This window comes from Flavobacterium sp. TC780 (assembly GCF_056783245.1).
On the sequence record NZ_JBXBAV010000061.1, the window covers coordinates 1 to 13,737 of the forward strand.

Annotated in this window: 14 protein-coding genes; 1 reads left to right on the forward strand and 13 read right to left on the reverse strand. The window is 33.2% G+C overall.

All coding sequences use genetic code 11. The features are described 5' to 3' along the window. Positions 1–4: 4 nt before the first annotated feature. The 6 genes from AC1RYN_RS05925 to AC1RYN_RS05950 form a co-directional block, all read right to left on the reverse strand. The gene (locus AC1RYN_RS05925) at positions 5–760 is read right to left on the reverse strand and encodes a penicillin acylase family protein (protein ID WP_481806208.1); all 756 of its coding nucleotides are present in this window, start codon (positions 758–760) and stop codon (positions 5–7) included. A gap of 360 nt (positions 761–1,120) precedes the next feature. Continuing rightward, a complete protein-coding gene (locus tag AC1RYN_RS05930) occupies positions 1,121–1,765 on the reverse strand; it encodes a cyanophycinase (RefSeq protein WP_481806209.1) in 645 nt (214 codons plus the stop codon). 16 nt (positions 1,766–1,781) lie between these two features. After that, positions 1,782–2,198, reverse strand: a complete 417-nt coding sequence (locus tag AC1RYN_RS05935; protein WP_481806210.1) for a M28 family metallopeptidase — start codon at positions 2,196–2,198, stop codon at positions 1,782–1,784. Continuing rightward, the gene (locus tag AC1RYN_RS05940; protein WP_481806211.1) at positions 2,186–2,440 is read right to left on the reverse strand and encodes a M28 family peptidase; all 255 of its coding nucleotides are present in this window, start codon (positions 2,438–2,440) and stop codon (positions 2,186–2,188) included. The genes AC1RYN_RS05935 and AC1RYN_RS05940 overlap by 13 nt, the downstream gene beginning before the upstream one ends. A gap of 395 nt (positions 2,441–2,835) precedes the next feature. Then, entirely contained in the window at positions 2,836–3,288 is a 453-nt protein-coding gene (locus tag AC1RYN_RS05945) for a hypothetical protein (RefSeq protein ID WP_481806212.1), read from the reverse strand. Positions 3,289–3,309: 21 nt separating this feature from the next. Further along, positions 3,310–3,762 (reverse strand): Lrp/AsnC family transcriptional regulator, encoded by a 453-nt coding sequence (locus tag AC1RYN_RS05950; RefSeq protein ID WP_481806213.1) that lies wholly within the window; start codon positions 3,760–3,762, stop codon positions 3,310–3,312. 234 nt (positions 3,763–3,996) lie between these two features. On the opposite strand from AC1RYN_RS05950, the gene rocD reads away from it, so the two are divergent. Further along, positions 3,997–5,247 carry an ornithine--oxo-acid transaminase gene (gene rocD, locus AC1RYN_RS05955; RefSeq protein WP_481806214.1) on the forward strand — a complete coding sequence of 417 codons (1,251 nt, stop codon included), beginning with the start codon at positions 3,997–3,999 and terminating at the stop codon, positions 5,245–5,247. Positions 5,248–5,303: 56 nt separating this feature from the next. Here rocD and AC1RYN_RS05960 read toward each other — a convergent pair whose 3' ends face one another. The 7 genes from AC1RYN_RS05960 to AC1RYN_RS05990 all read right to left on the reverse strand — a co-directional run. Further along, positions 5,304–6,698 (reverse strand): RagB/SusD family nutrient uptake outer membrane protein, encoded by a 1,395-nt coding sequence (locus tag AC1RYN_RS05960; protein WP_481806215.1) that lies wholly within the window; start codon positions 6,696–6,698, stop codon positions 5,304–5,306. A gap of 10 nt (positions 6,699–6,708) precedes the next feature. Further along, on the reverse strand, positions 6,709–9,519 hold the full coding sequence (locus AC1RYN_RS05965) for a SusC/RagA family TonB-linked outer membrane protein (RefSeq protein WP_481806220.1): 2,811 nt from the start codon (positions 9,517–9,519) through the stop codon (positions 6,709–6,711). Continuing rightward, positions 9,516–9,704: a hypothetical protein gene (locus AC1RYN_RS05970; RefSeq protein ID WP_481806216.1), complete on the reverse strand. Its 189-nt coding sequence runs from the start codon at positions 9,702–9,704 to the stop codon at positions 9,516–9,518. Before AC1RYN_RS05970 ends, AC1RYN_RS05965 begins: the two co-directional genes overlap by 4 nt. A gap of 345 nt (positions 9,705–10,049) precedes the next feature. After that, the gene (locus tag AC1RYN_RS05975; protein WP_481806217.1) at positions 10,050–11,705 is read right to left on the reverse strand and encodes an arylsulfatase; all 1,656 of its coding nucleotides are present in this window, start codon (positions 11,703–11,705) and stop codon (positions 10,050–10,052) included. A gap of 39 nt (positions 11,706–11,744) precedes the next feature. Continuing rightward, a complete protein-coding gene (locus tag AC1RYN_RS05980; RefSeq protein ID WP_481806218.1) occupies positions 11,745–12,827 on the reverse strand; it encodes a YeiH family protein in 1,083 nt (360 codons plus the stop codon). A gap of 369 nt (positions 12,828–13,196) precedes the next feature. Further along, positions 13,197–13,472, reverse strand: a complete 276-nt coding sequence (locus AC1RYN_RS05985; protein ID WP_481806221.1) for a thioredoxin family protein — start codon at positions 13,470–13,472, stop codon at positions 13,197–13,199. A 14-nt stretch (positions 13,473–13,486) separates the two neighbouring features. Next, positions 13,487–13,737 (reverse strand): rhodanese-like domain-containing protein (locus AC1RYN_RS05990; RefSeq protein ID WP_481806219.1); only part of this gene is annotated, 251 nt, incomplete at its 5' end.

The window sequence follows — 13,737 nt, forward strand, 5'->3', positions numbered from 1 at the left end:
AAGGTTAATACATGCTCCTGTTGTTAGGGAGGCAGCACCTTTTATTATTTTTAGTAATGATTTTTTCGGCATACATATCAGCAACATCTACATTTGATGATGTGTGCATCCAACCGCAATTATCATTAAAACCTTGGTAAACAAAAAACTGCCCCCAAGTTACTGCTCCATATACATTTAGTCCTTCTTCACTTGTTACCTGAACTTCAGGTCTAAAGTAAAAAGTGGTATGAGGATTAATATATAAAATAGCATTTCCATCAGCTGTTTTTGATGGTGAAAAAGCAAAACCATTTGAGCCTGTTTGTACATTTTTTTCTCTTTCTACGTAGGCTACTTTGTTATTATTTCCAGAATAAAAAGCTTTTAATTCGCCAGTTGTAAGATCGGCAGTGCTTATGGCTCCAATACTTCCATCTGTCCAAAGCAAAGGAAACCATGGTTCAAAATGAGTTAAAAGAGCTGGTTTTACTTCTGGATGTTTGTATAAATAAAAATTGATTGCATCAGCATAACTATTTAAAAGTTTTTTGAGCCAGACAGGTGCTTTTTTATAATCTGATTTTGCTTCTTGTGTATCAATTAAAAGACGAATTTCGAGATCATTGTATAAGACTGATTGCCCTTTTATTTCTGAAAGGCGCCCTAGTTTCTCAATATAATTCATTTCAATTCGCTTAAAATCATCTTCGCATTGTGCATATAGTAATCCAAAGACAGCATCGGCATCAGTTTTCCCATAAACATGTGGAATACCCAATTATCTCGAATTATAGTGACTTGCTGTGCCAATTTTTCAAGACGATAAATTTCTTTTGTGTTTATTTTCTGCGCAGAAATTTGAAAACTTATGCAAGAAAGAACAAAGCTTAGTTTTATTATTTGAAGGTAATTGAACATAGTTATTTGATATTAAATTTTTGACCAGGCGTATAAATGCTCATTTGCAGACTTTCTATGGATATCAGGTTGTTATTTTTAGCTTTTAAAATTCCTTTTGGATTTCTAACTACAATGACTTCGCTATCGCCTGCAACTTCAACTTGATTGTTCCGAACAATAATTGCAGTAGCTTCATCAATTCCAATTCCAGTTAAATTAGGAAATTCAACTAGAGCTGTTAGAGTCGATTGTAGCGATTTCTCTTTAAAAAATGCTGATCGATAATAGCAGTTTTTATTAATCCTAGACCTTCTGAGGTTTCTAGATTATCATACCTAATATTATCAAAAGTTCCTGAATATTCTTTTTGTAATTTTTGATTCCCTGTTATCATTTTCTCCGACATTACTGCTGCTCCTGCGCTTGTTCCAGAAATCGTACTTCCGTTTTCATAAGCTTTTTGAATGGCTGTTTTTATCGGAGTATTTTGAACTATATTCATAAAACGTGTTTGGTCGCCTCCGCTTATAAAAATTAGTTTTGCCTTTTGTAGCGAGTCAGTTAATGTTTTATTTTGTGCAGTTTCTTTATTAAAATTGAACATCACAATTGGATTTGTTGTTAATTTTAGCATTTGTGTTTTAAAAAAGATAAAGGAGCTATCTGGTTCTTCACTAGACATTGGTAAAACGACGATGTAATCTTTTTTTGTTAAGTCGGAAACACTTAAGACTTGTTTCATCAAATTATCAGATGGATCCCCACCGCCAATTATAAAAAGTTTTCCTTTAGGTGTTTGTGCCTGAAGAAGGCAACTCATGAATAGGAGTGAAATCAATAGTTGTTTTTTAAACAAGTATTTGAATGGTAGCTGGTTTTTCATGGTTTTATTTGGTTGGTTAAGGCATATTTGAAATAAATCTTAAGAGAGATGTATTTACTATAAAAAGAATATCTTTTATTTTGTCTAAATCTACTTTTGAAGCTATATCCCGCATGGAGTGATAATCATCATGGAAGCCACTAAAATAAGTCATAACAGGAATTCCTTTAGCGGCAAAAGAAGCATAATCACTTCCGGTATGTCCATTGGTTTCCCAAAGATCGAGTGTAAAAGGTTTAGAAAGTTTGCTATTGCTAAAAGTAACTATTTCTTTTAAGCTATCGCTTCCTTCCTGTGTTCCAATGCTTAAAACTCGATGGGTTTTGTCATCTGGAGCACTTCTTGAGATCATGTCCATATTGATGGCGAGTACTATTTTTTGTTTCTCTAGATCGAAATTCTGGATGAAATATTGACTTCCTAAAAGTCCCATTTCTTCTGCAGTCCAAGAAGCAAATAAGATATTGCATGGTGGTTTGAGTTTGATTCAGACCAGTTCTTCGCTAATGCCAACATTCCTGAAACTCCCGAAGCGTTATCGTCGGCACCATTATAGATTGTATCATTTATGATTCCTAAATGATCGTAATGCGCCCCTACAATAATAGTTTTAGTAGTATCTTTTCCTCGAATCATTCCTAAAACATTTCGAACAGGGAAATTTTCTGTTTGCAATTCAATTGAGAAATTAATTCTTGTGTTTTTTAATTCAGTAGCAGTAATGCCTAATTTTTTTGCAGAATTTTTTTCAATTGTTTCTAATGAGATAGTACTACCCGAAAAAAGTTTTTTCAGCCGCAGATTTACTTAATTTAAAAATAGGTATAGCGGTTGTAATTGGGTTTTCTAACAAAATGGAAAAAGAGCATTTTCTTTGGAATTTTTAAATTTTTGATCACCGTTCCCATCTATGATAATTAAAGCAGCTGCATTTTTAGTAATGGCAGTTTGTATTTTGATTTCTTCCAGATTGTTTACTTCAGGGAATAATTTTTTAAATTTCAGGTATGAAGTCGAAGTACTGTCCTCATGTCCTGGAAATCCTTTTAAAACAATAACAATTTTTCCTTTTACATTTTCGGTTTTGTATAATCATCATAGCCCTCTTTGGTTAGACTTAATCCGTAGCCTGCAAAAACGATTGGAGCTTCTTTTTGTAAAGATTGCGTAATTGGTGTGACTTGATAATCGTTTTCTGGTGAAAGAAGGAGTGTTACTTTATTTCCTTTTTTTATTTCAAAGGATGTTTTTTTTACAGCGTGTTCAAGGATTTTAAAATCTTGAAAATAGGCAGCTTTATTTTTATAAGGAGCTAATTGGTATAATTCCATCATTGATGCAATATATTCAGAAGCCATAAAACCGCCTTTTTGGGTTGGGTTACGGCCTTGCATCCAATCAGAAGCTAAAAAAGACAGTGTTCCTGAGAAATCGCTTTTAGACGGATTTGGAACAATTGTTTGCGAAAACAAGACTGATTTACAGAAAAACAAAACAACTGATAAAAGTATTTGTAAACGCATATTTTTGGTTTATAAGGTTGATTATAAAGTAATATTTCGCTTAAAAGCGCATCCTAATTCTATAATCGAATCGGTTTTTGCAATACCAGGAATGCTATCAACTTTTTCGTAAAGTATTTTTCTCATGTGTTCATGATTTGTAGCTATAATTTTTATGTAAAGCGTAAATGAACCTGTTACAAAATAACATTCAGTAATTTCAGGGATTTCCTTTAAGGCTTGTATTACACGATCTGAGTCTGAATCTTTGTTAAGTGTAATTCCTGTAAAAGATGCCCAATCATATCCAATTTTTTTCTCATTAACAACAGGTTTAATTCCGGTTAAAATACCATGATCTATCAGTCTGTTAACTCGCTGATGAACCATTGTATTTGAAATTTTCAGATTTGAAGCGATAGAGGAGAAGGCCATTCTGCCATCTTTTTCCAGTTCTTTTATGATACTGATATCGAATTCGTCTAATATATCCATTGTTTTATTCTGAATTAAAATGATTGTTTCTGTTAGTTATAAAAGTAATTATTTTTTGCGATTTTCAAATAGGAGACTAAATAGATTAGTTTTGTTTTAAAATGACTTGAAAAAACTACTTTGAAATTAATATTTATGTAAAATAAATAAAATTTAAGTCATAATAACTTTTTATTGTTGTGAAATATATAAAAATGGCTAATTTTGTAAATTAAGTTTAAAAATTAAATAATCATGCAGACAAAACAAAACCTTTCATCAAAATCAGAAATCTTGATTGAAAAAGAAAATAAGTATGGAGCTCATAATTATCACCCACTTCCAGTAGTTTTAGAAAGAGGTGAGGGTGTTTATGTTTGGGATGTAGATGGGAAAAAATATTATGATTTTTTATCTGCTTATTCTGCAGTTAATCAAGGGCATTGTCATCCAAGAATTGTGAAGGCAATGGTTGATCAAGCTCAAAAACTTACATTGACTTCGCGTGCTTTTTATAACGATCAATTAGGCCCTTATGAGGAATTCGTGACTAAATATTTTGGTTTTGATAAAGTTTTACCAATGAATACAGGTGCTGAGGCTGTTGAAACGGCACTTAAAGTGTGTAGAAAATGGGCTTATGAGGTTAAAGGTATTCCAGAGAACCAAGCTCAGATTATTGTTTGTGAGAATAATTTTCATGGTAGAACAACAACAATTATTTCATTCTCTAATGATGAAACTGCTCGTAAAAACTTTGGTCCATTTACAGATGGGTTTATAAAAATTGAATACGATAATCTAGATGCTCTTAAAAAGGCTTTAGAATCTTCAAACAATATTGCAGGATTCTTGGTTGAACCAATTCAGGGTGAAGCTGGAGTTTATGTTCCTTCTGAAGGATATTTAGCAAAAGCAAAAGCATTGTGTGAAGAGCATAATGTTTTATTTATTGCAGATGAAGTTCAGACTGGAATTGCACGTACTGGTAAATTATTAGCGGTTCATCATGAAAATGTACAGCCTGATATTTTGATTTTAGGTAAAGCAATTTCTGGAGGAGTTTATCCTGTTTCAGCTGTTTTGTGTAATGACGAAATTATGAATGTTATTAAACCTGGACAACACGGATCTACTTTTGGAGGAAATCCTGTTGCAGCTGCAGTAGCTATTGCTGCACTTGAAGTAATTAAAGATGAAAATCTAGCTGAAAATGCAGAACGTTTAGGAATTATTTTAAGAAAAGGTTTAAATGAAATTGCTGAAAGAAATAACCTGATTACGTTAGTTCGTGGTAAAGGATTATTAAATGCAATTGTAATAAATTGTGGTGAAGATTCTGATTTAGCCTGGGAAATTTGCCTTAGGTTTAGAGACAATGGCTTATTAGCAAAACCAACTCACGGAAACAAAATTAGATTAGCGCCACCATTGGTAATGACGGAAGCTCAGATTCGTGAGTGTCTGGCAATTATTGAAAAATCTTTGAACGATTTTAGAAATTAAATAGCAGTCTGAAATTAGATAAAAAAAAACATTCGCCGCAACGAATGTTTTTTTTGTTAGTTACTATATCCTGGATTCTGAGTGATTTTTTTATTGGCATCAGTTTCTTTTAACGGAATTGGGAATACCAAATTATTAGCGTCATAAAGAATTAAGCTAGTTCCGTCTCCATCCTCACTAATATCAATAGAGCGCTTAGTTCTTTTAATATCATGGATTAAGAAACCTTCCATTCCTAATTCTAATTCGCGTTCTAATAATATATCATCCAGAGTAAGAGTTGATAAATTATCTGCATTTGCTCTTGTTCTAATAATATTGATATCATCAAGCGGTGCGTTTCCAAGAGCAGTTCCTTTTCTGAAATTAGCTTCAGCTCTTATTAAGTACATTTCGGCTAAACGAATAATACCTACATTCGCAAATTGATCTGTATATTTAGATGTTAGTGTTCTTCCAGTTCCATCATCTACATAGTTAAAAGCAGCTCTGTCATCAGGATTGCTAAATTTTTCTAAATAATGATCTCTGATAGAAAAATCACCATTGCGTCCCCCATTGCTTTCAGAGGCATAGAAAGTTACTACATCATTTACTCCTGTTTGTTTTGTAATCTGTATGGCAAATACATCTTCAGTTAGATCTGTATCGTGATTAAAAGCCGCAGCATAGGTTTGAGACAATCCATGTCCGCTATTTTCTATAACATCATTGGCGGCATCTCTTGCTTCATCATAATTGCCTTGTTGCAAATATACTCTGGCTAATAATGCTTTTGCAGCATACTTATCAGCATAAAAGCTATTTTGATCAGGTAAATTAGCATAAGCAAGATTTAGTCCATCTATGATTACTTTGTAGACTTCATCAACAGTACTTCTTTCTTTAGAAAGATCAGTATTAAAATTATAAATAGCATTAGGTCTTATTACAACTCCTAATTGGTTATTAGCCTGACCACTCACATATGGTTTTGCAAAAAAGCGAACCAGATCAAAATAGGCTAGAGATCGTAGAAAGTTGGCCTCACCAATCATTACTGTTCGTTTATTTGGATCCTTAACTTTATCTATGTTTTCGATTACAGTGTTTGCTGCATTGATCATTTCGTAACATCTGGAATAAGTGCCTTCAATGATTATATTGTCAGACAACATTTCTTTATTGTACATCTGTCTTAATTCACCAAAAGTTCCTCTCCATCTAAAATCTGTTGTGTTTATTGCTGCACTAACTCCTAATAAATCAGCATAGACTAAAATTCTTCCACCATAAGCATTACCATTTGCTGCCAATGCATAGGTTCCAGTAAGTATGTTTGTTATACCTGCTTCTGTACTTAAAGTGATTGAGGCATCTTCTCTTTGTTTAGGCTCTACATTCAGTTCATTTTCGCAACTTGCAAAAAGCATTACGAAAAATAGATATAAAATTATTTTATTTGCTTTCATTTTTGTTCGTTTAAAAATTAATATTTACTCCCATAGCAATTGTTCTCGCTGGTGGAGCTGAGTAAAAATCTTGTCCAATAGCATCATTGTCGTCTCTTCTAGCTTCAGGATCATTGCCTTTATAATTTGTAAAAGTAAATAGGTTAACAGCTGTAATATAAAATCTTAGATTGCTCATTCCCATGTCATTTACTGCTTTTTTAGGTAAAGAATATCCTAAAGTAATGTTTCTTAAACGAACAAAATCTGATTTGTCTAAATAACGAGTAGATTCCTGGGTCCCGTTAGCTCCTCCAAATCTTGCCTGAGGAACCTTTGTGATATCACCAGGTTTCTGCCAACGATTTAATTGATCCAATGTTTGGTTGTCAAAATAATCAGCTGCCGTAGATTGGTATATTCCTGCCGAATTATAAATACTGGCTCCCCATTCTCCCTGGAAGGTAAATGAAAAATCAATGCCTTTATAAGTGATGGTGTTTGTTAAACCAGACATTAAAGTAGGAAAAGGGTTTCCTGTAATAACTCTTTTTGCTTCGCTATAATCATTAGTTGTACTTTTGTCAATACTTCCATCAGCATTTATAGTGTTTTTTACAAAAAGGGCATCTCCATTTTCTGGATCTACGCCAGCATATTCGACTAAGTAAAATGAGGAAATATATTCGCCAACTCTATTGATGTTATAATCCTTGATAATATCTGTGTTAGCGTTAGGTAATGATTTTACTCTAGATTTGTTTGTAGTGATATTGAAGCTTGTATTCCATTTAAAATTTTCATTTTCAAAGTTTTTTGTGTTTAAAGTAAACTCGAAACCATTGCTTCTAATCTTTCCTATATTCTTGCTGATTGTTCCGGTTGTTCCAGCACCTGCACTTTTAGGAAGAGGGACATCAAAAAGCAATCCATCGGTATCTTTTTGATAGTAATCTGCTTCTATAGAGATTCTGTTTAAGAATCCGATTTCAAATCCTACATCAGTTTGAGTTGATTTTTCCCAAGTAAGATTGTCATTTCCTGGCTGATCAAAAGTAAGACCCGATTTTAAGTTGTAAGGATTCGGTTTGTACAATTGGCGAGAGGCAAAATTTCCTATTTCGGCATTTCCTAATTTACCCCAACTTCCTTTTAACTTTAAATAGGTTAAAACTGGGTTTTCTTTTAAGAAATTTTCTTGTGATATAACCCAACCAGCTGAGAAAGCTGGAAAGACTCCAAATCTTTCATTTTTTCCAAAACGAGAAGAACCATCGCGACGGATACTGGCTTTAAAAAGATATTTATTGTCATAACTATAATTTAATCTTCCAAATTGAGAAACGAAGGCATAATCAGTTTGACTTCCATGACCTTCATTTACTTCGGCACCACCATCAACAGTTTGGAAAGAGTCATTTGGAAAATAAATACTATTCACATCCTGATAACGTCTGTTGTATTTGTTGAATTCCATACCAGCAACAGCATTTATAGTATGTTTTCCTGCAAATGTTTTATCGAAAGTAAAATAGTTACTAAAAACATAATTTTCGGTGTTAACTGAGGTTGCAAATACAGCACCATCTGTTGCCATAAACGGAGCATTTTTTCCTTGCCAGTAATCTTCTGTCTGACTTAAAAGATCATATGAAAAATCTGAATTAAATTTTAAAAATGAAAATAATTTTAATTCTCCATATACTTTTCCGATAACTCTTCTCATAATTGTTTTCCAGAATGTATTGTCTTTTGCTAAAAGATAATTTGAATATTCTGTATTAGGGTTAGCGCTTCCATCTGCTAATCTAGCTTGAGATATTGGTGCTTGTGCCACAGATTGTAATGGACTTGAAAATGAATTATCATCCTGAACTCTATTTATAAATGATCTCGAAAAACCAATATTCATTCCAGCTGTAAAGCGATCAGATACTTTGTGAGATAAGTTGGTTCTGGCTGTTAATCTTTCTAAACTATTACTATCAATAATTCCTATCGTTTTGTTGTAAGAACCTGATATAAAGTATTTAGTTTTATCATCACCACCTGAAACAGAAAAATCAGCATCAGTTGTATAACCCGTTTTTAGGGCTTCTTTTTGCCAGTCTGTGTCTATCTCTCCATTTCTCCAATCTGTTCCTTGCGATAAAAATTCCAATTCGTCTTCTACCGATGCTAAATCATTAACATTTCTACCTGCTTCTAGTAATAATTCAACATATTGCTTAGCGTTTAACCATTTCTTTTTATGTGTAGCTTCACTAATTCCTTGGGACATATTAATAGAGAAAGTACCTTTTCCATCTTTTCCTCTTTTAGTAGTAATTATTACCACTCCATTTGCACCACGAGCACCATAAATGGCAGCTGATGAGGCGTCTTTTAGGACGTCAATAGATTCGATTTCGTTTGTACTTAAAGTCAATAAAGGATTGGTTGGAGCTCCATTGCCTGACTCATCATCTGTAATTAACGGAATACCATCTAATACATATAAGGGTTGTGTCCCTGCACTAATACTTGCTGCTCCACGAACTCTAACGCTTATTCCTCCTTCTACTTTACCGTTTGTCTGTGTGATTTGTACACCAGCTAATTTACCGACCAATGCATTTTGTAGGTTAGAGACGGGTACTTGCTGTATGTCTTTTGCTGTTACCCTGGCAATGTTGTCTGTTAAATTCTTTTTAGATTGTGTACCATAACCAACAACTACAACTGCATCGAGTTCATTTTGAGTTTCGGTTAATTCAATCGTCATTAAATTTGACGCTGGTGCCTGAACTGTTGCAAAACTTACATAGCTCGCAATTAAGATATCACCTTTGTTTGCTGCTATTTTAAAATTTCCATCAAAATCAGTTTGGGTACTGGTTTTTGTTCCTTTACGAGGATATTTACTCCAGGAATAGGGATCTTTCTTGTATCGGTAACTTTACCAGATATTAATCCTCCTTGTGCATTGGCTATTTGCATTATTAATACCGACAATAGCCACAAATAATACTTTAAGTTAACTTTCATTTTTTTAAAGTTTAAGGTTAGTTTTCAAATGTCTTAAATTTATGTTAATAGATGTTGTTTTTTAACATCAAATATCACATAATGATCTATTTATGTGTAATGTGTAACATTTTAATCAAAAACAGTGTCTATTTTTTGAAATAAACAATTTTAATTAGGAAAAATTTAATATTTGATTCCTTTTTGATTGTGTATTCTTTGTTATTTAACACTTATGTTGTTTTATTTATAGGTGTTATCCCTTTTTTTGTGATAATTATTTGGTTTTATTTTTCAGAAATTAAAAAGCGATAGCCCAAAGACTATCGCTTTTTTTATAGTTGCCTAAAATATCAAAAAAAGCAACTATTTTTTTAGAGGAGCTCCACCAGGCATTTGCTCTGTTTTCAGTTTAAATTTGCTGTATTCTACTACTCCTGTTTTATTGGCCCAGTCAAAATATTTTTCTGATAATTGATTTACAATTCCAGGATTTTGCTGTGCGATATTGGTAGTTTCACCTCTATCAGTATCAATGTTATAAAGTTCCCATTCGTACGATGGATATATTGAAACTAGTTTCCACTTACCATCTCGTACGGCTCGGTTTCCAGCTCTTTCCCAAAATAATGGTGTGCCTCGATTTACCTGCGAAACATTATTAAATAAAACAGGTAACAAACTACTCCCAACCAAAGGATTTGTCGTCACACCATTATATTCTTTGGGATATTCTATTCTGGCTAATTCATAAAAAGTAGGGGCAAGATCTATGATATGTCCTGTTCCTTTATCAATTCTTCCTGCTTTTATTTGTGATGGGTACCATGCTATAAATGGAGAGCTAAAACCTCCTTCGTGCATGTTATTTTTATATTGTTGTAATGGAGTATTAGATAAATAAGCCCAGTTTTGTTCTTGATAATCAAATGATCCTGATGTTCCTACTGGCCCAGTATTTCTGACAAGACCTCTGTTTAATTGATTGTAGCTATTAAAACCGCCTTGCGCACCATTATCAGAAATGAAAATAATTAGCGTGTTTTTATCTTTTTTCAATGCTTTTAATTTATCTAAAACTTTTCCAACATTTTGGTCCATGTTGTCAACCATTGCTGCATAAACTTCCATCTTGGCTTTCCAGAATTGTTTTTCATCATAGGTTAGTTTGCTCCATTCAGGTACTTCAGGATCTCTTGGCGCAATGGTTTGATTGGCTTGAAGGATTCCGTTTTCTTTTAGCTTTTCAATTCTTCTTTCTCTTAATATATCCCAACCTTCATCAAACTTCCCTCTGTATTTAGAAATATCTACTGGTTTCGCTTGTAATGGCCAGTGCGGTGCTGTAAATGCTAAATACAAGAAAAAGGGTTTGTTCTCTTTGTTTTGTTCTTCTAGAAATGTTACCGCATTATTTCCTATTTCATCAGTGAAATAATAGGAATCATCTTTTGGATGTAGTTCGACATTGTTTCTTAGTAATTTTACAGGATATCGTGTTTTTCCGAAAGGCAAAGCTTTGGTATCAAAATAGTTTGATGCTCCTTTTAAGATTCCGTAAAATTTATCAAATCCTCTTTGGTTTGGCCATTGTGCTTGATCTTCAGAACCTACATGCCATTTTCCTGATAATAAAGTGCTGTAGCCTCCAGAGCGGAAAACTTCTCCCAGAGTTAATGATTCTTTGTTTAAATACCCTTGATATGCTGGCAATCCAAGATTTACATCAAAGAATCCAACACCTGCTTTATGCTGATATTGCCCAGTTAACAGAGAAGCTCTCGTTGGTGCACAGATAGAGTTATTATAAAACTCTCGCAATCGTAATCCTTCTTTGGCTAGTTTATCGAGGTTTGGTGTTTTAATCTCGGAACCGTAATTCCCTAAATCAGAATAGCCCATATCATCCACCATAATAAGAATAATATTTGGTTTTGATGTTTCAGGAGTTATTTTATTTTGTGCGCTAACTATAACAACTCCCGAAAGCAAGAGGTTTAGTGTAATAAATGTTTTCTTCATTTTATTTTAAATTTTTGTTGGCAAACTCTGCCTGTAATTTTAATTACTAAATAACAATAAGGCTATTATTAGTGTAATAATTACATTGAATAACTGTGCTATTAAAAAGGCATACAATGGTTTTTTACTGTTGTTGCTTAATAAATCTTTAAAATTGGTTTCTAAACCTATACTTGTAAAAGCCAGAGCAAACCAAATGCTTTGTAAATTCTTTAAACTGTCCTTAACTTCTTCACGAACTTCAGATGTAAGAAGGAACGAAAAAACTAAGGAAGCGGCTATGAAACCAATGACAAACTTTGGAAAACGTTCCCAAATAACTCCTAATGTAGGTTTTGATGCAATAGCTTCGTCCGATTTATTATGTGTATAGGTCCAATAAACGGATATGGCAAAAGCAGCTAATCCTAATAATACATTTTGAGAGAATTTTACAATCGTACTTATTTTTAGCGCTGTTTCTCCTACTAGTGAACTCGATGCAACAACAGCTCCTGAGGTATCTATACTTCCGCCTAACCAAGCTCCAGTTACCTCTTCGGGGAAGTTGAAATATTTAGCAATAATAGGCATGAAAATCATCATAGGAATTGCAGTTACCAATACCATCGAAATAACATAAGAAAGTTTCTTGGAATCTCCTTTGATAACACCAGAAGTTGCAATAGCTGCCGATACTCCGCAGATGGAAACAGCGCTGGAAATCATCATCGTTAACTCATCATCGATTTTTAATTTTTTGCACAGCCAAAAAGCAAAGTACCAAACTGATAATACTACTATCAGAGCCTGGGCTAATCCTAAAGTACCAGCTTTAAGGATATCTGAAAAGATGACACTGGTTCCTAATAAGACCAATCCTATTTTTACAAATTTTTCTGTAGAAAGAGCGGAACGAAACCATTCTGGAAGTTTAAATAAATTACCAATAGCTAAACCAATAATCAAACTAAAAATTACGGCTTCTAGATTGAATCCTTTTATCGTAGTATTCCCTGCAATAATCAAAGCAATTATAGTTAATATATAAACGATTGGAAAGCCAAATAGAAAATTTTTGATAGGCTTTCCAGTTAAAAAAGCACCGATCGTACCTATTGAAATAAGGTATATAAATTGCAATCCAATGATTTGTAGATTTCCGAAATCGAATACACTATTTAGCAAATCTGTTTCATCCGACCACTTGAATACAGGTACAGAAGGGAGAAAAATAAAAGCGATATTCCTATTATTAAAAATCCTAAAAGAACTACTGTCCAATCTTCGTGAATGATATATTGTTTTGTTTTAATTGACATTTTAATATTTTTATTTATTTTCCTGCAAGGTCTTTTTGACCTTGCAGGTATGATAATCTAAGGGTAAATACCTAAATATTTTTAAAACCCTTGAATCTTTAGACACACTGCGGTGCGTCTCTAAAGGAAACCTTTGAACCTTTGTTCCGATAGCTATCGGAACTCAGAACCTCAGTACCTTTTTTTAACCTTAATTCAAAGCCACATCAAGATCATTTTTTAAATCGCTGATACCTTCTTTTTTGAATATGATTTTTCCTTTTTTGTATATAAGCAAGGTTGGGAAAACGTTTATGGTTTTTAAATCTGCAATTACCTGTGGACTGTCTTCGAGTTCGATTTCAACAATTTTTAAATTGCTACCATATTGCGCTCGAATTGTTTCTAAAATTGGTTTTACTTTTTTACATGGAGCACAGTATTTAGATCCAATATCTACTAAAACACTATTGTTATCGGCAATAATTTTATTGTATTCAGTTAAGGATAATTACTTTTAGAATTAGCATAAAATGGTTTTCCGTTTCCAATCCAATTGGCAATCCCACCTTCTAAACTGTAGGCCTTTTTGAAGCCATTCTTTAATAATTCTTTTTCTAAGGCTACACTTCGTCCAGCTCCAATTGAATAGATAAACACAGGTTTTGATTTGTCTAATGAAGCTATATAGGTGCTGCCTCCTGAAGCAGGAGCATGTATTAACCTTAGCAATACGTAATGGATCAGTAATA

What these genes read in the sequence shown, in the direction of transcription:
- AC1RYN_RS05930 (WP_481806209.1), bottom strand. Translation starts at nt 1,765, where the DNA reads ATGAAAAACCAGCTACCATTCAAATACTTGTTTAAAAAACAACTATTG.
- AC1RYN_RS05935 (WP_481806210.1), bottom strand. Translation starts at nt 2,198, where the DNA reads ATGGGACTTTTAGGAAGTCAATATTTCATCCAGAATTTCGATCTAGAG.
- AC1RYN_RS05945 (WP_481806212.1), bottom strand. Translation starts at nt 3,288, where the DNA reads ATGCGTTTACAAATACTTTTATCAGTTGTTTTGTTTTTCTGTAAATCA.
- AC1RYN_RS05950 (WP_481806213.1), bottom strand. Translation starts at nt 3,762, where the DNA reads ATGGATATATTAGACGAATTCGATATCAGTATCATAAAAGAACTGGAA.
- rocD (WP_481806214.1), top strand. Translation starts at nt 3,997, where the DNA reads ATGCAGACAAAACAAAACCTTTCATCAAAATCAGAAATCTTGATTGAA.
- AC1RYN_RS05960 (WP_481806215.1), bottom strand. Translation starts at nt 6,698, where the DNA reads ATGAAAGCAAATAAAATAATTTTATATCTATTTTTCGTAATGCTTTTT.
- AC1RYN_RS05970 (WP_481806216.1), bottom strand. Translation starts at nt 9,704, where the DNA reads ATGAAAGTTAACTTAAAGTATTATTTGTGGCTATTGTCGGTATTAATA.
- AC1RYN_RS05975 (WP_481806217.1), bottom strand. Translation starts at nt 11,705, where the DNA reads ATGAAGAAAACATTTATTACACTAAACCTCTTGCTTTCGGGAGTTGTT.